This is a genomic window from Pedobacter sp. CFBP9032 (assembly GCF_034045265.1).
Lineage (GTDB): Bacteria > Bacteroidota > Bacteroidia > Sphingobacteriales > Sphingobacteriaceae > Pedobacter.
Genome location: NZ_JAXCWE010000008.1, coordinates 109148 through 130566, shown reverse-complemented (window position 1 = coordinate 130566; position 21419 = coordinate 109148). Strand labels below are relative to the sequence as shown.

10 protein-coding genes are annotated in these 21419 nt (G+C 41.2%); all 10 read left to right on the top strand.

Annotated elements, in window-relative coordinates:
• Window positions 1–332: 332 nt before the first annotated feature.
• The 10 genes from SOM16_RS15560 (at window position 333) to SOM16_RS15515 (ending at window position 21357) form a co-directional block, all read left to right on the top strand.
• Complete coding sequence (locus SOM16_RS15560) at window positions 333–3530, top strand: SusC/RagA family TonB-linked outer membrane protein (RefSeq protein ID WP_320464919.1); 3198 nt, start codon at window positions 333–335, stop codon at window positions 3528–3530.
• A gap of 41 nt (window positions 3531–3571) precedes the next feature.
• The gene (locus SOM16_RS15555; RefSeq protein WP_320464918.1) at window positions 3572–5584 is read left to right on the top strand and encodes a RagB/SusD family nutrient uptake outer membrane protein; all 2013 of its coding nucleotides are present in this window, start codon (window positions 3572–3574) and stop codon (window positions 5582–5584) included.
• A 382-nt stretch (window positions 5585–5966) separates the two neighbouring features.
• Window positions 5967–7622 carry a polysaccharide lyase gene (locus SOM16_RS15550; RefSeq protein ID WP_320464917.1) on the top strand — a complete coding sequence of 552 codons (1656 nt, stop codon included), beginning with the start codon at window positions 5967–5969 and terminating at the stop codon, window positions 7620–7622.
• A gap of 1 nt (window position 7623) precedes the next feature.
• Window positions 7624–9255 (top strand): polysaccharide lyase, encoded by a 1632-nt coding sequence (locus tag SOM16_RS15545; RefSeq protein ID WP_320464916.1) that lies wholly within the window; start codon window positions 7624–7626, stop codon window positions 9253–9255.
• Between the two features lie 249 nt (window positions 9256–9504).
• Window positions 9505–12666, top strand: a complete 3162-nt coding sequence (locus tag SOM16_RS15540) for a DUF6298 domain-containing protein (protein ID WP_320464915.1) — start codon at window positions 9505–9507, stop codon at window positions 12664–12666.
• Window positions 12667–12669: 3 nt separating this feature from the next.
• On the top strand, window positions 12670–14070 hold the full coding sequence (locus tag SOM16_RS15535; protein ID WP_320464914.1) for a glycoside hydrolase family 140 protein: 1401 nt from the start codon (window positions 12670–12672) through the stop codon (window positions 14068–14070).
• Between the two features lie 74 nt (window positions 14071–14144).
• Window positions 14145–15077, top strand: a complete 933-nt coding sequence (locus SOM16_RS15530; RefSeq protein WP_320464913.1) for a glycoside hydrolase family 43 protein — start codon at window positions 14145–14147, stop codon at window positions 15075–15077.
• A 99-nt stretch (window positions 15078–15176) separates the two neighbouring features.
• On the top strand, window positions 15177–17006 hold the full coding sequence (locus tag SOM16_RS15525; protein ID WP_320464912.1) for a six-hairpin glycosidase: 1830 nt from the start codon (window positions 15177–15179) through the stop codon (window positions 17004–17006).
• Window positions 17007–17008: 2 nt separating this feature from the next.
• Window positions 17009–18589, top strand: coding sequence for a sialate O-acetylesterase (locus tag SOM16_RS15520; protein WP_320464911.1), 1581 nt, complete (start codon window positions 17009–17011; stop codon window positions 18587–18589).
• Window positions 18589–21357, top strand: a complete 2769-nt coding sequence (locus SOM16_RS15515) for a glycoside hydrolase family 2 protein (protein ID WP_320464910.1) — start codon at window positions 18589–18591, stop codon at window positions 21355–21357. Before SOM16_RS15520 ends, SOM16_RS15515 begins: the two co-directional genes overlap by 1 nt.
• The last annotated feature ends 62 nt before the right edge of the window (window positions 21358–21419 follow it).

The window sequence follows — 21419 nt, the reverse complement described above, 5'->3', positions numbered from 1 at the left end:
ATCTTAGTTTTAAAACAATAGTTTTCTTTATGCTGATATTTTAAAGGTTTGATTATGTACGTGATCGCCTGATTGAATTTGTAGCTTGAGACTGCTTTTTAAAATTAAGTTTCTAACCAGAAAAAATGTAAGCAAAGAATTAAGATGAGCCATTGATCCCATGTTATATAAAGATTTATTGATCGGATATATAAACATCATTTTTTCTAAGAAATTAAAAAGCAATTTCATACTGAGTAGCCATTAATTTACCGACAGAAATAAACCAGTTCTGAATTGTGAGTTTAGCCAAGCTGACTAATATTGAATAACCAACTAACCAAAATATAAAAATGAACTTAAAATTTTTACGCAAAATTTCTTTGTCCTTACTACTGATGATCGTAGCAAGTACAATTCTGTTTGCTCAGGAAAGAAAGGTGACCGGGAAGGTTGTCGATCAGTCAGATGGGCAGGGAATTCCGGGAGTAAATGTGAGCATTAAAGGTATGCCCAGTAATGTAAGCACCAATGCCGATGGTATTTACACCATCCAGGTAAAAAGCAATACTGATGTCTTGGTGTTTTCTTACATCGGCTACGCCAGGCAACAAATTACGGTAGGTACACAAACGGCTGTAAATGTGAGGTTAACATCAGATAATAAAAACCTGGAAGATGTAGTGGTGGTAGGTTACGGAACCCAGAAAAGAACTTCTTTAACCGGAGCAGTTGTGGATATTAAAGCTTCAGAAATTGAAGATTTGCCAGGTACAAACGTTGCTGCTGCATTAAGCGGTCGTTTGCTTGGTGTTGGTGTGAGTGGCGGTATCGCCCGTCCGGGTGTTCCAGCTAAAATTACCATCAGAAATCCCAATAATATTTTCTCTAAAGATGGTGGTAGCACTGATCCGTTGTACGTAATAGATGGGGTAATCCAGATTGATGGACAGGGTAAGCCAGATGCGACCAATTTTGGAAACCTCGATGCGTCGGAGATTGAAAGCATGTCGTTCCTGAAAGATGCTTCGGCAGCTATTTATGGTACACGCGGTGGCAATGGAGTAGTTTTGGTCACCACTAAACGCGGTAAAACTGGTAAACCAAGAATAAGCTATAGCGGATCTTATGCGGTAAATGATGAGGCTTATCGTACAAAAATGATGAGTGCTTATGAATTTGGACAATACATGAACATTATGAATGGTCCGAATGGCGGAAACAGACAGCCGGGAGTGGATAACTTTTTCACACCAGATGAATTGGAGCATTTCAAAGGGATCGATTATGATCGGCTGGAAGAAGCCTGGAAGTCGGCATATGATGTGCGCCATACTTTAAGTATTAGTGGTGGTGCAGATCGTGCAACATATTTCGCCAATGCATCCTATAATAAACAAACCGGAAACTTAGCAACATTAAATTACGATAGATGGAATTTCAGGGCCGGTACCGATGTTACGGTAACTACCAATTTTAAAGTTGGTCTTCAGGTTTCTGGCAATAACGGAGATCTGGTAAAAACCTTTAATAAGGTAGCGGGCGAGGGAACGGAAGATGATTACAAAAATCTTTTGCTTGCGCCAAGGTATGTGCCAGATTATATTAATGGTTTACCGGTTAAGTTACCCGGAACAACCAATGATTTATCCAGGTATCATTTCGAGGAAATAAATCGCTTAAATAACTTGGCGACAACAAAATCAAATCTGTTCACCATAAACGGTTATGCAGAATATGAGTTGCCATTTGTAAAAGGATTAAAAGCAAGAATGGCTTACGCCAGAAATACCGGTAACTCCGTGGGCGACCAGATTGGTACTTTTTATACGCTTTATGAATTTAACAGATTAGGCGAGAATAAACATATTTACGAAGGCGCTACGGTTTTGAGTCCGTTAAGGGTAACTAACGGAGATCGTTTATATTATTCCAATACCAATCAAAAAAGTGAACAAACAAACTTTGTATTAAACTATGCAAGGGAATTTGGCAAGCACTCAGTAAGTGGTTTGTTTACGGTAGAAAAATCTGAATCAGAAAACAGTCAGCAAGTGGTTTTTAAAGCGGGTCCGATAGCCGCAACTAATGGCCAGTTCAACTCTGCAACGGGTGCAATTGATGGCTCAACAACAGCGAACGAAGCCGGAACATTATCTTATGTCGGTAGGGCAAACTATGCTTACGCCAACAAATACCTGGCAGAGTTTTTATTCAGAACTGATGCATCCACGAAATTTGCACCTGAAAATTACTGGGGTAAATTCTATTCAGGGTCTGTAGGGTGGGTGCTTTCAGAAGAAAGCTTTTTCAAAGTGCCTGCAATTAATTACCTGAAATTGAGATATGCCTTTGGTGTTTTGGGTAATGATCAAACCAAACCCTGGTTATGGCGTCAGCGCTATACCTTCCAGGATGGAAAAGGTGCCGTATTTGGTGGCAATACAGGTTCTACAACTGGTTTCAAGATGGAAGCAGCACCTAACAGAGATGCAACCTGGAGTACGGAATACAAAAATAACGTTGGTATTGACGCAAAGTTCCTTAAAAATCGCTTAAGCGTAAATGTTGAGGGTTATTATAATATGGCCAGAAACATTTTGATCGAACCAACTGCGAGTCTTCCGGTAACTATCGGTGGTACAGTAGCTTCGGTTAATTTCGGATCAGCAGATTTCTTTGGTTACGAGCTTGGTATTTCATGGGATGATAAAATTGGCTCTGAATTTAATTATGGCGTAAGTGCCCGTTTTGGCTGGAGTGATGATAAAGTGAAAGTGAGCAATTTTAATGCAAACGACAACTTAAAACCATGGTTGGCTAAGCCAAACGCATCATCAGATAACGGTAAATGGGGATATGATTATCTTGGAATGTTCAAAACGCAGGATGAGGTTACTAACTATATTAATCAATATAAAATTACGCAGGTATTCGGTACACCAGTAGCGCAGTTAAGACCTGGAACGCTTTATTACAGAGATGTGAGAGGCCAGTTGCAGTCTGACGGAACATTTGGTGCACCAGATGGTATTATTGATGAGAATGACCAGGTTCAGTTGGCCAGAAAGGCAACCAATCACTATGGATTCGGAATTACCTTGAAAGCAGGTTATAAAGGTTTCAGTGTAGATGCAGTAATTGCAGGTTCATTTGGTGGATGGGCAGAAATAGATGAGCGAAAAGCTTTGAACGTTTCTATCGCCAGGAACTTTACCAGCTTACCCAACATCTGGGGAAATATTTATGATCCGGTAATTAATCCGAATGGAACCATGCCGAATCCGAATTTTGCAGATATCAGCTTAACACCTACTTCTAATTTTTATAAGGTAAATGCTTTCAGAATTCGCATACCAAGTTTCAATGTAAACTACACCGTACCAAGAACAATTGTAGAAAAATTGAAAATTAACAATGCAAGGGTATTCGTTTCCGCCTTAAATCCGGTTAACCTTTATAACCCATATACTTATAAAGGTCCTGATGGTGCATGGGATGCTTATCCAAATTTAAGAACACTTTCTTTCGGCCTTAACCTTACGTTATAACCGGATAAAAAAAATGGTAATTCAATAATCTAATAATAGAGATGAAAAGAAATAAGATATTAAGTTTAATCGCAATTGTGGTTGTACTTGCCTCTGGTTGTAAAGATTCTTTTCTTGAAGAAAAGAGAGATCTGGCTGGATATAATGAAGAAGTTTTTAAAGATGCAGCCTTGGCCCAGGGTTACGTAGATTACGTTTACGGTTTGTTTTTGCCAGCTAACAATGCACAGTCGCTATCCTGGAATTTAGCTACGAATAACGATACGTTTGCAAGAACAACAGACGAGTTTGCCGGCGAAACAGATTTTAATAAAATCTGGGCAACCATTAGTTATACCAATACCCATGCCTTGAGTTATTTTGGCGCTAGACTGACCACAAGTGTGGTAAATAATCCCTATACACGTTTAAAACAGATTAATATTTTCATTACTGAAATTGATAAATATGGCCTGCCGGAAGATGTTAGAAAGCGCTTAAAAGGGCAGATGTACTTTTGGAGAGCATGGCAGTATTTTGATTTGGTACGTTTATATGGTGGTGTGCCGCTGGCATTAACGCCACAAGATCCCATCTCCGAAGATGGAACCTCTTTGCAAATTCCAAGAAGCTCCAGTTCTGAATGTATTAAACAAATTATTGCAGATTTAGATATGGCGCAGTCGTTGTTACCAGGTAAATGGGGCAATTCTGATTGGGGACGGATTACCAGTGGTGCGTGTGCAGCAATGAAGGGTAGAGTATTGTTAACCTGGGCGAGTCCGTTGTTTAACCGTACTGATGATATTACCCGTTGGGAAGCTGCCTATCAGGCCAATTTAGCCGCTAAAACTTTATTAGAAGCAAACGGAGGTGGTTTATTTAAAACGGGCGGTACTGCAAATGGCGTAGCTTGGGGCAACATGTGGTTCTCTGAGGTAAACAATCCGGAAGCGGTAATTGTATATGGTTTTAATAACCTGGCCATTGGTGGAAATACAACTAAAAATAATGGATGGGAGCAGGCTGCAAGATCGAAAGACCTTAACGGAGCCGGATCTCTTTCTCCAACAAAACAAATTGTAGATGCCTTCCCGATGAGAGATGGTAAAATGCCAGGTGCATCTACTACCTATCCTTACGATGCAAAGAAATTCTATAAAAACAGGGATCCCCGTTTCTACAAAACGTTTGTTTACAATGGTGCAATATGGCCTTACGCCGGGAATACCACTTTTAAACAATGGACTTATAAATGGTATAGAAATGCTACGGAAGCAATTCCAAGTTTAACAACGGAAACAAAAGGCGCAAACGCCAGTGCAGTGTACATCAGCAAAGCAACAGATCCGGGTGCTTCTAACTCGCTGGGTAACTTTCAGCAAAGCGGAACAGACTTTATGGAAATGCGTTTCGCTGAAGTGGTGTTAAATCTTGCTGAATCTGCCATAGGTGCAAATAAACTCGGCGAAGGTTTTGAATTGGTTAAGTCGATCAGAGAACGGGCAGGTGTAGAAAACCTGGATGGTGCTTATGGATTGGCAGGAGCAACCAGCAGAGATCAATTGTTTTCTGCGGTTTTAAAAGAAAGAAATATCGAATTTGCTTATGAAGGCAAGCGGTTTTTTGATTTGAGGCGGTGGATGTTGTTTGAAGAAAATTCACCAACAGCTGCTCGCTTAGGCATCAAACCATTAAATGGTACGAGAAGAACGGGTTATTTTATTACGGTAAAATCTGTGGCAGGTGCAAAATATGTAGGCACCACAGATCCGTTAATTAAACCTGCTACCGGAAATGCACCAATTGCTGATCGTGATCCGGCCACTTATCCAACCGCAAATGGTAGTGCAAACTATAACGCTTATTTAGATTATCTGTACGATAACGTTTTTGTGATTACCGAGAAGGATGATTTAGACAGAACGAACCCAGCCGACTGGAAATTTAAATGGTATCCTGAATATTATTTCTTTGGCTTAAACGAAAATATTTTGAGTTCATCGCCATATTTAGAACAAACAACCGGGTGGAATAGCTTGAAAGGAATGGGCACATTCGACCCGCTAAAATAAAGTTGATTTAATGCATTGAGATAAGTTAGCGCAATCTCGATTTATATATTTGGTTTGGAAGAGGAGCGCAGCGAGTGCAATCCTCTTTTTTTTATTCAAGAATGTTACATTTATATATGAATATTATCTCTATCTTGTAACTCAGCTACGAAGGCATAAAATATTATTTAAAATGCCTGGAAATAGCATTATTCAACTTTTTAAATTGGATAATCAATAGCTGAAAATTAGATTAGCATCTCAAAAATAATGTATTTCTAACCAAAAACTTATAACCAGGATTGATCAAAGAAATGAGCCAAAACGGTAGATTCGACTAATTAATAAACCCGGAAGAATTTATCAACCTCAATCTTTTCTTTCTCCAACGCGCAAAACACAAATGAAAAAGAACTTTTTAAATCTGCTGTTTTCAGCAGCATTAATGCTCTCAGCCGGTTCAGCCTTTGCCCAATATCCAAAAATTCCGGAAAACGTAAAAAAGGAATCAGATTCTATGATGAAGGAAGCTTATCGTCAGTCTGATATTGCCTGGGAAAAAGCCAAGCCCATTATCCTGAAGGAAGAAAAAGAGGGAAAACCTTATATTCCATGGGCCGCCCGTCCTACAGATTTGCCACAGTCAGAATTGCTGGCTTTTCCAGGTGCTGAAGGTGGTGGTGCCTATAGTTTCGGCGGTAGAGGGGGAAGGGTAATTGTGGTTAAAAATCTGAATGATAGCGGCCCTGGTTCGCTTCGGGAGGCTTGTGAGCAAGGCGGTGCGAGAATTGTCGTCTTCAATGTTTCCGGAATCATCAGAATCAAGACACCTTTAATTATTCGTGCACCTTATATTACCATCGAAGGGCAAACAGCGCCAGGTGATGGCGTTTGTGTAGCTGGTGAATCAGTTTGGTTAAACACGCATGATGTGATTGTTCGTTTCATGCGTTTCAGAAGAGGGGAAACTTTCGTTGGCCGTCGTGATGATGCCATTGGTGGTAATCCGGTAGGAAATATCATGATCGATCACGTTTCTGCCAGCTGGGGATTGGATGAAAACATGTCAATGTACCGCCACATGTATAATGATAGTACAGGTAAAATCGAAGATAAACTGGCAACGGTAAACATCACCATTCAAAATTCTATTTTCTCTGAAGCATTAGATACCTGGAACCATGCATTCGGTAGTACACTAGGTGGGGAAAACTGTACGTTTATGCGTAATCTTTGGGCAGATAATGGCGCTAGAAATCCATCTATCGGCTGGAATGGTATTTTCAACTTTGCAAACAACGTAGTTTTCAACTGGAATAACCGTTCAACGGATGGTGGAGATTATACGGCCTTATTTAATATTGTAAATAACTATTACAAACCTGGTCCGGTAACGAATTTAAAGGAGCCGATTAGCTATAGAATTTTAAAACCGGAATCTGGCCGCAGTAAATTGCCATATGTTGTTTTCGGACGGGCTTATGTGGAAGGAAATATCATCGAAGGAAATGAAAAAGTAACTAAAAATAACTGGGATGGCGGTGTACAGCTGGAAAATAAAAAAGGGGAGTTGATGACCTTCGAACAGGCATCTCCGTATTTTGCTGCGATGCGCGTGAAGAAACCTTTTCCAATGCCAAAAATCACCATTCTTCCTACTTTAGCAGCAAAAGAATATGTGCTAACCAACGTTGGGGCAAATTTACCGAAGCGGGATCCTGTTGATACCCGTGTAATTAAACAAGTGAAAACTGGTAAAATAGACTTTATCGAAGGCGTAAAATTGCCGGAAAAAGATTTCGAACACCGCCGTTTACCAAAAGATTCTTATAAACAAGGTATCATCACTGATGTAAGTCAGGTAGGTGGATATCCGGAATACAAGGGTACGCCCTACAAAGATTCGGATGATGATGGAATGCCGGATGCTTACGAAGTTAAGAATGGACTAAATCCTAAAGATGCTTCAGATGCAGCGAAAATTTCGAAAAGCGGATATTCAAATATCGAAGTTTATTTAAATAGTGTAGTGCCAGTTTCAACAGTAAAACCGAATTAAAATGCGCAGCTGGAATTCAATTTTTAGCATCCTCGCCTTAAGCGCTGTATCAAATTTTGCATCAGCCCAATATCCGGTCATTCCGGAGGCCATGGAAAAAAAAGCAGATTCACTGCTTAAAAGTATTGAAGAGAAATCTGAATTGCAGTTTTTAAAGGTGAAGCCCGTTGTAGATGCCGAGGCAAAACAGGGCAAGCCTTATATTCCATGGGCAGCAAAACCAGGCGACTTGCCACAATCGAAATTGGTGGCCTTCCCGGGTGCGGAAGGTGGTGGTGCCTATTCATTTGGCGGTCGCGGGGGGAAGGTTTATGTGGTAACCAGCCTGGAAGATTCGGGACAAGGAACTTTACGTGAAGCCTGCGAGCAGGGTGGCGCCCGAATTATTGTTTTTAATGTTGCCGGGATTATAAAATTAAAAACACCGCTGATCATTCGCGCACCTTACATTACTATTGCAGGTCAGAGTGCGCCAGGAGATGGGGTTTGTATTGCTGGCGAATCAGTTTGGATCAATACGCATGATGTGGTCATTCGCTATATGCGTTTCCGTCGTGGCGCTACTGATGTAACCCGCAGAGATGATGCGATTGGAGGTAACCCGGTTGGAAATATCATGATTGATCACGTTTCTGCAAGCTGGGGCCTGGATGAAAACATGTCTATCTATCGCCATGTATACGATAAAAAAGATGGTTCAAAGCCAGAGAAATTGCCAACAGTAAATGTCACGATTCAGAATTCGATTTTTTCTGAAGCTTTAGACACTTATAACCATGCTTTCGGAAGCACCATAGGCGGACTGAATTCCACTTTCATGAGAAATCTTTGGGCCTCCAACATTGCCAGAAATCCTTCAGTGGGCATGTATGGCGATTTTGGTTTCGCCAACAACGTGGTATTCAACTGGTGGAACCGCAGTGCAGATGGTGGTGATAATGCTTCATTCTATAGTTTTGTAAATAATTATTATAAGCCAGGACCCATTACGCCTGTTGGTCAACCTATTGCGTACCGAATTTTGAAACCAGAATCTGGAAGAGATAAGCGGTTTGTAAACGAATTTGGGAAGGCCTACGTAACCGGAAATATTGTAGAAGGAAACGAAAAGGTAACTAAAAATAATTGGGATGGTGGCGTTCAGCCAGAAAGCAAACGCGATATGCAAAAACTGTTGGATTCCATTCGGGCAACCAAGCCTTTGCCGATGGCCAAAATCTCCATTATCGATACCAGGGAAGCATACGATTATGTGCTTGCAAATGCTGGCGCAAGTTTACCCGTTCGGGATGCAGTTGATACGCGGATGGTAAAGCAGGTAGCTACAGGAAAGATTGAAGTAATTGCCGATGGAAAATTGCCCGCAAAACAAAGTTATGTAAAGCGTAGGTTGCCAGCAGATTCTTATAAACAAGGAATTATTTCTGATATCGCACAAGTTGGTGGTTACCCGGAATACAAAGGTAAACCTTATCTTGATAGCGATAACGACGGTATGCCCGATGCTTATGAAACTAAAAACGGATTAAACCCGAATGATAAAACTGATGCCATGAAAATTACTAAATCAGGCTACTCAAATATTGAAGTTTATTTGAATAGTTTGGTGGATGTGCGTAAGGTAAAGCCGTAGCAGCGCGCAGGGATGGAGGAGCAAGGAATAAGGAACAAAGAGCAAGGAATAAGGAACAAAGAGCAAGGAATAAGGAGCAAAGAATAAGGATTAAAGAACAAAGAGCAAGGATTGAGGATCAAAGAATAAGGATTAAGGAGAAAAGAACAACGAATAAGGAGTAAAGAACAAGGATTAAGGAACAAAGAATAAGGATTAAGGAACAAAGAGCAAGGTTTCAGATCCTAAACGAAAAACGATTATAAACTAATGTCAAAAGCGAACCACATATTTAAAATATTTCCATATACATTGCTATCAACCTTGATTTGTGTATGCTGTTTTGCAGGTTTCTCTTTTGCACAAAAAACAAAACCTGTAGCGCCACCAAAGCCTATTTTTAAAGGCAACGATGGTAAACTGGCCTACACACCTGATGCAGAAGGAAACCGGATTCCGGATTTTTCATATGCAGGTTATATGGCCGGTGAGAAGTCAATTCCATCAGCAGTGGTAAGGGTGGTAGTTCCTGTAAAAGAAGGGGATGCCACGTTACGCATTCAATCAGCGATCGATTATGTAGCCAAATTACCCATCGGAAAAGATGGATTGCGTGGCGCAGTATTGTTAGCGCAGGGTACTCATGAGGTCGGCGGAGTATTAAAAATCACGGCTTCTGGTGTTGTCATTCGTGGTAGCGGAATGGACGATCGCGGAACGAAAATCTTCGCTAAAGGTTTAGACCGGATTGGCGTAATCAGAATTTTAGGTAAAAAAGATAAAGTAGAAGAGGCACCTGTTGCCATCACCGATAACTATGTTCCGGTAAATGCACAAAAAATTACCCTGGCAAATGTATCAGGCTTTAAAGTAGGCGACAATGTGTTTATTCACCGTCCGTCTACTAAAGAATGGATAGAAACCCTTAAAACTGTAGAATTTGGTGGCGGCGAAAGTGCATTAGGCTGGAAACCGGGTACAAGAGATCTTCACTTCGACCGGAAAATTACTGCAATAAATGGTTCAACGATTACCCTGGATGCCCCCTTAACCACTGCTTTGGATGCTAAATTTGGAGGTGCAACCGTAACCAAGTACAAATGGAACGGGCGGATCTCAAACGCTGGGGTAGAAAACTTAAAACTCGAATCAGATTATCATAAAGAAAATGTTAAAGATGAATATCACCGTTGGACGGCGATCTCACTCGAGAACGTAGAAAATGCATGGGTTCGTCAGGTTGTCTTTGAGCATTTTGCAGGTACTGCAGTGAATGTGCTCGAAAGCGCTAAAAAAATTACCGTAGAAGACTGCAAGTCGCTTGCACCAATCTCAGAAATTGGTGGCGAACGTCGCTATACTTTTTTAACCATGGGGCAACAAACGCTATTCCAGAGGCTATATTCAGAATATGGTTACCACGATTTCGCTGTTGGCTTTTGTGCCCCGGGGCCAAATGCATTTGTACAATGCCAGTCTTACCTGCCTTTCAGTTTCAGTGGTACAATTGATAGCTGGGCATCGGGTGTGTTATTTGATATCGTAAACATTGATGGACAAGCCTTAAGTTATCTTAATCGTGGTCAGGATGGGCAAGGTGCCGGATGGAGTGCGGCGAACAGTGTTTTCTGGCAATGTAGCGCAGCCCGGGTAGATAATTATCAGCCACCAACTGCACAAAACTGGGCCTTTGGAACCTGGGCACAATTTTCTGGGAACGGATATTGGGATATGTCTAATGAGCAGATTCAGCCCCGAAGCCTGTATTATGCGCAACTTAAAGATCGTGTAGGTAATGAAATAGATCAGCGCACTTTCCTCCTCCAGGTAGAAACAGAGGCTTCGAGTAGTCCGCCTGTAGATGTGGCTCAAAAACTAACTAAACTTGCTGCTCAACCGGCCTTAACTTTATCAGCCTATATTGATGCAGCACCTGAACGGACCCGGATTTCTTTAGAAAGCAGTCAGGCGAAAAATATTGAAAAGATTGGATCAGAAAAAAATTCCCAGCCAGCAATGGCCGATGCAATGGCGATCAATAATGGCTGGTTGGTGCGTGGAACCGAAGTCGTTTTAGGCAACCGGCAAGATGTGCCATGGTGGAACGGGAGTGCAAGGCCGCATGGTTTGAAAAACACAGAGTTCCACATCACCAGGTTTGTACCCGGACGTGCCGGAAATGGTTTAACGGATGATTTAGATGCCATTACCGATTCGATGAAAAATGGTGCCGTAAAGATTCTCGATCATAATTACGGCTTGTGGTATGATAGAAGAAGAGATGACCACGAACGGATCCGCCGCATGGACGGAGAAGTTTGGGCGCCATTTTATGAGTTGCCGTTCGCCAGAAGCGGACAAGATAAAGCCTGGGATGGCCTAAGTAAATATGACCTTACCAAATACAATCTTTGGTATTGGGACAGGCTAAAAGCGTTTGCCAATCTCGCCGATCAGAAAGGTTTAGTGCTCATTCACGAAAATTATTTTCAACATAATATTATAGAAGCTGGTGCGCATTATGCTGATTTCCCATGGCGTACGGCTAACAACATTAACCATACGGGGTTCCCTGAACCTGTGCCTTATGCCGGTGACAAAAGAATCTTTATGGCAGAACAGTTTTACGATATCAGCAATGAAAACCGCAAAGCAATTCATAAGGCATATATCCGTAAATGCCTGGAAAATTTTGATGGAAATTCTGGTGTGATCCAGTTAATTGGCGCAGAATTTACTGGTCCGTTGCATTTTGTGAAATTTTGGCTCACCACGATCAAAGAATGGGAACAAGAAACAGGTAAACATTCGATGGTTGGTTTGAGTGTAACCAAAGATGTTCAGGATGCTATACTGGCAGATCCTAATCTCGAAGCTGTGGTGGATGTAATTGATATCCGGTATTGGCATTACCAGGCAGATGGTACGGCCTATGCACCACAAGGTGGACAAAACCTGGCCCCTCGTCAACATGCGCGGTTGCTTAAACCAAAGAAAACTTCTTTTGAGGAAGTTTACCACGCCGTTGCCGAATATAAAAACAAGTTTCCAAAAAAGGCAGTGATGTATTCAGGAGACAATTTTGATAGTTTCGGATGGGCAATCTTAATGGGAGGTGGTTCCCTATCTAATGTTAAAAACATAGATCCCGACGCTCTAAAGGATATCCCTTACATGAGCACTTTCCTTCCGGCAGGAAAAAATGAAAAGCAATACGGTTTGGAAAATCCTGGTAAAGCTTATGTTTTATACAACGCATCTTCAGCAGCAAGTGCTGTCGATTTAACAAAGTTCAGCGGAAAATTCAGCGTAAAAGTAATAGATCCGAAGGATGGCAAGGTGTTAAAGCAAGAGAAGATTAACGGAAATACCCGCTCAAAAATTGATAAAGTTGGAAATGGTGACGAGGTAATTCTCATCAACAAAATTTAAGATATGACAATTAAAACTAAACTATTTTTCCTTTCGGTGGCTTGCTTACTCGCCTTTGGCTGTAAAGAAAAGCCACATTTTGGCGATAAAAGTTTACTCATTTCAGAAAATGGACGCTATTTAACGACGGGAAATGGAGAACCATTTTTCTGGTTAGGAGACACAGGCTGGTTGCTATTTGGAAAGCTAAACCGCGAGGAAGCAGAAACTTACCTGGAAGACAGAAAACAGAAAGGCTTCAATGTAATCCAGGTGATGGTTTTGCATGAGGTGCCCTCTGTAAATGTTTATGGCGATTCGTCTATCATCAATAAGGATGTTTCAAAGCCTGCCATCACCGAAGGGAATAATTTTAGAGACAGTAAATCATATGATTTTTGGGATCATGTAGACTACATCATCGATTTAGCGGAGAAAAAAGGAATATACATGGCCTTGGTTCCGGTTTGGGGAACCAATGTGAAAGAGAAAAAAGTAAGTGTGCCACAGGCGAAAATTTATGCCGAATTTCTGGCTAAAAGATACCGCAACCGGAGCAACATCATTTGGTTAAATGGTGGTGATATTAAAGGTAGTGATGGTTTAGAAGTGTGGAATGCAATTGGTCAGACTTTACGCGCTAATGATCCCAACCACTTAATTACCTTCCATCCACGTGGCAGAACGGGTTCCTCTACCTGGTTTCACAATGAAAAATGGAACGATTTTGATATGATCCAATCCGGCCACCGCAGCTATGATCAGGATACCTCAGCAAAAGAAAAGTTGCATTACGGCGAAGACAACTGGAAATACATAGAAACGGATTATAAACTTAAACCAATCAAGCCAACAATAGATGGCGAACCATCTTATGAAGGGATTCCACAAGGTTTGCACGATACCCTGGCGCCTCGATGGACAGCCGCCGATGTAAGAAGATATGGCTATTGGTCTGTTTTTGCAGGTGCGTTCGGTTATACTTATGGCAATAACGAGGTAATGCAAATGTACAAGCTTACCGATAAGAGGGCAGCTTATGGCCCGAAAGTGCCATGGACAACGGCCATCAATGCCGAAGGTGCAACGCAAATGAAGCACCTTAAAGATTTGATGTTGTCTTGTTCCTATTTCGACCGCGTGCCTGATCAAACATTGATTGCTGGCAAAAATGGAGAGAAGTATGAACGGGTAATTGGCACAAGAGGGGAAGAGTTTGCAATGCTTTACACTTACACCGGGCGTAATTTCAGCGTTCAGTTGGGAAAAACAGATGGAGATGAAGTGAAGGCATCGTGGTTCGATCCGCGAACAGGAAAAACGACCCCTATTGGAACATTTGAAAACAAAGGAATTAAAGCATTTAATCCGCCGGGAGAACCAAAATATGGAAACGACTGGGTCTTGCTGTTAGATAAGGAATAGTTTGATTAGTCACTATAGCCGCAAAGCAAGAATAAACAACCTATTGGAAAGAATAAATTAATAAAAAAAAAGAAATGTTTAAAGCAAAGTTCCTATCATCAATTCAGCTCGCCATTATTGGATTTGCTTTTTGCGGATTAAGCGCTTGCTCCAAAAATGCTTATATATTCACTTCTTTCCATGAACCGGCAACAGCAGGATTGAGACTTTTGTATAGCTACGATGCCTACCACTGGACTGATCTTAAAAAGACGTTTTTAAAGCCAGCAATTGGAACGCAGAAGGTCATGCGCGATCCATCGATTGCTCAGGGACCGGATGGCACTTTCCATTTGGTTTGGACTTGCAGCTGGAAAGGTGATAAAGGTTTTGGTTACGCCAGCTCTAAAGATTTATTGAACTGGAGCGAACAAAAATTTCTTCCGGTAATGGAAAGCGAACCGAAAACAGTAAATGTTTGGGCACCTGAAATTTTTTACGACAGCGAGAAAAAAGAATATGTAATTATTTGGGCATCAACGATTCCATTTCGTTTTACTAAAGGAATAGAAGATGAAGATAATAACCATAGAATGTATGCGATTACGACTAAAGACTTTATCAAATTTTCTGAACCGAAGTTATTTTTAGATCCCGGTTTTAGTGTAATTGATGCCGTAATTGTGAAACGGGCAGCAAAAGATTTTGTATTGGTTTTGAAGGATAACACCCGCCCGAATAGAAATTTGAAAGTGGCTTTTGCAAAAGATGCCTTAGGTCCCTATGAAAATGTTTCGGAGACTTTTAGTCCGAAGCTCACGGAAGGCCCAACAGTAATTAAAGTTAAAAACGATTGGCTGATTTACTTTGATGCTTACGGACAAAAGATTTATTCAGCTTACAAAACATCAGATTTTAAAAGTTTTAAAGATGTAACTGCTCAGGTTTCAATTCCCGAAGGCCATAAACATGGAACGATTATTAAAGTGAGGCGAAAAGTAATTGAGGGGTTGAAGAAATATAAATAAGTCGTTTGTTGCTCGTATGAAGCAATCCCAATGGGGAATAAATAAACCCATAGCTTTAAGATTGCTTCGTGCCTCGCACTAACGAAATGTAAAATATATATGAAAATATTTAAAATACTTTGTTTAACACTAATATTTGCGTTTGCGATATCATCCGCGGATGCGCAGGATACCGTACGTTATACAGGTACAACGCTGGTAAATGCAGACTATCACCATGGCCAGTTAACACCTGTAGTGGGCGTGCACAACATTCAAACGTTCAGGGCAAACAGGGAACATCCTGAACTTGCCGAAAACTTTGGGTGGACATACAATCATGCCCCGATGTTAGCTTACTGGAATAATAAGTTTTATGTAGAATATTTAAGCGACAAAGTAGGGGAAAGCATCCCGCCGGGGCAAACATTGCTCCAATCTTCTTCAGATGGCTACAACTGGAGCAAACCAGACGTTATTTTTCCAATTTACAGAATAGCCGACGGAACGACAAAAGCGGGCAGAACAGATGTGGCGAAAGATTTAGATGCTGTGATGCATCAAAGGATGGGTTTTTATGTTTCAACCAAAAATATATTTCTGGTTTTAGGCTTCTACGCCATCAGCTTCGATGCCAAAGATGATCCAAATGATGGCCACGGAATTGGTAGAGCGGTAAGGGAAATTAAGCCAGATGGTCAATACGGACCAATTTATTTTATTCATTATAACCCCGGTTATTCCGAGCAGAATACTAAATACCCTTATTATACAAAAAGTAAAAATAAAGCCTTTGTTGCGGCATGTAAAGAATTGTTGGCGAATAAGTTAATGACCCAACAATGGAACGAAGAAGCCGACCGGAAAGACCCATTAATTACTTTGCAAAAACAGTATAAAGCTTTTAGCTATTACCATTTGCCAGATGGAAGAGTGGTTGGCTTGTGGAAAAATGCCCTTACCGCAATCAGCAATGATAACGGTAAAACCTGGCCGGAGAATGCGTCTCGTGCACCTGGTTTCGTTAACAGCAATGCAAAAATCTGGGGACAAAAAACAGCTGATGGCAATTATGCAACCGTATACAATCCATCAGAATACAGGTGGCCATTGGCCATTTCTACCAGCAAAAATGGTTTGGATTATACTAATTTATTGTTGCTGAACGGAGAAATTACGCCGATGCGGTATGGTGGAAACTATAAATCATATGGTCCGCAATATGTTCGCGGAATTATAGAGGGCAACGGAAAACCTTCCGATGGGAAGCTGTGGGTTACCTATAGCATGAACAAGGAAGATATTTGGGTTTCATCCGTTCCTTTACCAGGTGTAAGCCAGGTGATGGAATCGGTTAATGATGATTTTGCAAAATTGCCGAAAGATAAAGCGTTAGAGAAATGGAATATTTATAGTCCACTTTGGGCGCCGGTAAAAGTGGAGGATGGAACTTTGGTGCTAAAAGATAAAGATCCGTTCGATTATGCCAAGGCAGAGCGGGCATTCCCGGCGGGCAGAAAAACCATCACGTCATTTTCGGTTACCCCAAAGCAAAATGATTTCGGCCTTCTTGAAATTGAGTTACAAGATGCGAAAGGAATGGCATCGGTAAGGTTAACATTTGATACCGCTGGAACATTAAGTGCAAAAGCTGGTGCGCGTTATAAAAATTTTATGAAATATGAGGCTGGTAAAGCTTACGATATCAAAATCAAACTTGATGCCTTTACCAGATTTTACACTGTCACTGTAAATGGTAAAGATGCGCTAACCAGCCTGGCTTTTCAGCCCGTAGCAGCGGTTTCAAGAATTGTATTCCGTACAGGCACAGTTCGTCGCTTTCCTGATGTAGACACCCCGGCAGATCAGACTTATGATCTTAAAAATGCGGGTGAATTTGAAAAGGAAGCTGTGTATTCAATTAAATATTTAAAAACGGGGGGATTTTAACCATGAAGACAGCGTTTGGCGTTTTGGGTTTGAAGTTTGGAGTTTTTCCCTCATTGCGGATTGAATTATCGTCATTACGAGGTACAAAGCAATCTCCATTGAAGGAATCACATGACTTCAGTTCGCATAGGTCTGGCTTTGCAATGACGACAGCCATGAAAACGTCGAAACAATCACTCTTGCTCATCCTATTCTTATTTTTATCCATCACTGCCCACGCAAAAATCCTTTTACCTCAAATTTTAGCGTCAAATATGGTGTTGCAACGAGATCAGCCAATTAATATCTGGGGTTTCGCCGCTGCAGGAGAGGTTGTTAAAGTGGATTTCGCCGGACAAACAAAACAATCCATTACCGATCAAAACGGGAAATGGGCAGTAGTGTTGAGTGCTCTGAAGACCTCATCAGTTCCTCAAAACATGACCATTGCAGGTTCCAACACAATTGAATTGAACAACATCCTGGTGGGAGAAGTCTGGCTATGTTCAGGACAGTCTAACATGGAATATCAAATGCGAAAACTGGCAAAAATTCCTAAGCCAAAGAACGAAAAATTAGGTTTTCCTGCAGATGAAGTAGCCAAAGCAAAGAATACACAAATCAGAATTTTCCTCGTCAACCGCAAGGCTTTAACCCGGCCAGACGATGTGCATAAAAGTTGGTCGGTTGCTCAGGATTCGGCCTTGCGCGCTTTTTCTGCCGTTGGTTACTTTTTCGCAAAAGAAGTGCAGGAGAAATTAGGAGTTCCGGTTGGAATCATTTCATCTGCCGTTTCTGGTAGTGCAATCGAACCATGGATATCACCGGAAGGCTTTGCTAAGGAAACCTATTTCAAAGATAAAAAGTTGAGCAACGATCCGGGAAAGTTCTATAGTACCATGATCGAACCGCTTTCAGATTTTAAAATCAGTGGTTTCCTTTGGTACCAGGGCGAAACCAATTGCTTTTTAAATGAGACCATTAGTTATTCTTATAAATTGAAATCGCTGATTAATTTATGGAGAAAAGCATGGGGCGAACAGCTACCTTTTTATTATGTTCAAATCGCACCATTTAATTACAGTAAACAAAAAAGTGATAAGGTTATACTTACAACAGATACTGAACCTAACTTCTGGGAAGCACAGCAGCAGGTTTTGCGCCTGCCAAATACGGGAATGATCTCAACTACAGACCTGAATGATAACGGAGAGGATTTACATCCTACCTACAAATGGGAGGTGGGTAGAAGGCTGGCGCTTTTGGCGCTGGCGAAAACATACCACCAGCCCGTTAATTATTCTGGCCCCGTTTATAAAAATGTTGTGTTTAAAGGAACCAGAGCGATCCTCAGTTTCGACCATTTGGCTTCAATGGACGCCATTGCCGGATTTACCATTGCCGGGAAAAACGGCAAATTCGTTGTCGCCGATGCCACTGTGCAAGGAGGTAAGGTGGTGGTATCCGCTAAAGAAATCACTAAACCCATCGCTGTTCGCTACAACTGGAATGAAAATCCTTCCGGTAACTTTTATAGTAATGGTTTACCTGCACTTCCTTTTAGAACAGACAACCCATTAATAAATCAATTTAAAGCCAATTAATGAAGTATAAGATTCTACCCCTTCTTTGTTTTGTAATCCTATCTTGTTCGCTTTGGGCGCAGCAAACGGAAAAATTGTACCTGTCTGGAACCGGAAATGACAATACCGTAAATTGGGAATTCTTTTGCACAGAAGGAATGAATGCTGGTAAATGGACAACCATTCCGGTACCCTCTAACTGGGAATTGCAAGGATTTGGGAAGTATAACTATGGCTTTAATAAAGAAACCAATAAAGGGAAGGAGCAAGGACTTTACAAATACAATTTCAAAGTTCCTGAAACCTGGAAGAACAAGAAAATAAACATTGTTTTCGAGGGATCGATGACCGACACAGAGGTGAAAATTAACGGAAAATCAGCTGGGGAAACTCACCAGGGATCGTTCTACGTTTTTAAATATGATATCAGTAACTTAATAGTATTCGGTGGTGATAATTTGCTTGAAGCAAAGGTATCTAAGCATTCAGCAAATCAATCCGTTAATGAAGCAGAGCGTAAGGCAGATTTTTGGATTTTCGGGGGAATCTTCAGACCGGTTTACCTGGAAGTATTGCCGCAAACATATATCGAAAGGATACAAATTGATGCGAAAGCGAATGGAATATTAAACGCTAATGTTTTCTCAGTTGGCGATGCAGATAAAATCACTGTTCAGCTTACTGATGCAAAAGGAAAGAAGTTTGGTAAAGAAATTTCGGCTAAAATTACCGCTGGTACTACCCGGTTAAGTCAACCGTTCAAAAGCCCGGAATTATGGTCGTCTGAATTTCCAAACCTTTACACTGCAACTTTCACACTCATTAAAAACGGTAGGGCTATTCATCAGTTAACTAAGAAAATTGGGTTCAGAACAGTTGAAGTTAAAGAACGGGACGGCGTTTATGTGAATGGCATTAAAATGAAATTTAAAGGAGTAAACCGCCATTCTTTTTATCCATCATCAGGCAGAACAACGAGCAAAAAAATAAGCATTGCTGATGTGCTGCTCATGAAAGAAATGAACATGAATGCGGTTCGGATGTCTCATTATCCGCCAGATGGTCATTTCCTGGATGTATGTGATTCTTTGGGCTTATTTGTAATGGATGAACTGGCCGGGTGGCACGGAACCTATGATACACCAACTGGTACGAAGTTATACCAGGAGATGATGGCGAACGATGAAAATCACCCGTCAATTGTATTTTGGGCAAATGGAAATGAGGGCGGCCATAACCGTGAACTCGATCACCTGTTTGTTGAAAATGACCTTCAAAAACGCCCGCTGATTCATCCCTGGGAGGTTTTTAATGGCTTTGAAACGACCCATTACCGGGAATTTAATTACGGGATCGGAAATTATGATCACGGCCACAACATTTTAATGCCAACCGAATTTTTGCACGGCATGTGGGATGGCGGACATGGTGCAGGCATTGAAGATTACTGGAATGCGATGTGGAATAACCCACTTTCTGCAGGCGGTTTCCTCTGGGATTTTGCTGATCAGGCTGTAGTCCGCACGGACAAAAACGGCGAATTGGATACGGATGGTAACCACGGACCTGATGGGATTGTTGGGCCCTATCACGAAAAGGAAGGAAGCTTTTACACCATCAAAGAAGTATGGAGTCCGGTATTTGTAGAAAAGAGGGAAATGACTGCCGGTTTTGACGGTTCGTTTTTGCTGGAAAACCGATATGCATTTACCAATCTCAACCAGTGTACCTTCGAGTGGAAACTAAAGAAACTAAATGCTGGCGCAGATGCTATTTTTAAAGTGGGTAAAGTCGATGCACCAGATATCAAGCCCTTAGAAAAAGGAAAGCTTCAGGTTAAGCTGCCATCAGACTGGTATACGTTCGATGCCTTATACTTAACAGTTAAAGATTTCTACGGTAAGGAATTATTTACCTGGAGTTTTCCAATTGCCTTGCCCAAAGATGATGCTGCACAAATGGTGATTAAAACGGGTTCTTCAAAAGTAAACCTGAAAGAGTCTGCTGCTCACTTCGAGGTTTCGGCTAACGGAATAAATTTAACATTTGACAAAGCGACCGGCTTATTGAAAAATGTTCAAAATGCCAAGGGGGTGATTCCCTTTTCTAACGGTCCGGTACTGCAGGAGGGCATTAACAATTTCAAAAATTTTACTACCAGAATGGATGGAGAAAATGTAGTCATTTCATCCAAATATGATCAAAAAGAAAGTTACAATACCTTAGAGTGGACTATTTATCCATCAGGCTGGTTGAAAATGCAAGTTCGCTATTTTCCAACAGCATACTTTTCTACGTTCGTAGGATTGAATTTTTCTTATCCGGAAACAGAAATCAAGTCGGTAGCATATAAAGGGAACGGACCTTACCGGGTTTGGAAAAACCGAATGAAGGGAAGTGAATTTGGTATCTGGAAAAAGGATTATAACGATTCGGCCACTGGAGAACCTGCATGGCAGTACCCCGAGTTTAAGGGCTATTACTCAAACTTGTATTGGTGTGAGTTTATCGGCAAAACGCAAAATTTTAAAGTGGTTACCGATCGCGAAGATGTTTTCTTGCGCTTATTTACGCCAAAAAAATCCAAGGATACAGATTATGATAATATGAGTCCGACTTTCCCAACGGGAGATATTTCTTTTATGAATGGAATTTCGGCAATTGGTACCAAAACACAAAAACCAGAAACTACAGGGCCGATGGGAATGAAACATGTGTTTTATGATTTTGATAAAGCGCCGAGCAGGGCATTGGATATGACCTTGTACTTTGACTTTTCAGGGAAATAAGTTTAACCGCAAAGAACGCTGAGTTTTTCGCAAAGGAAAGAAGAAAAGAATGGCCCGCAGAT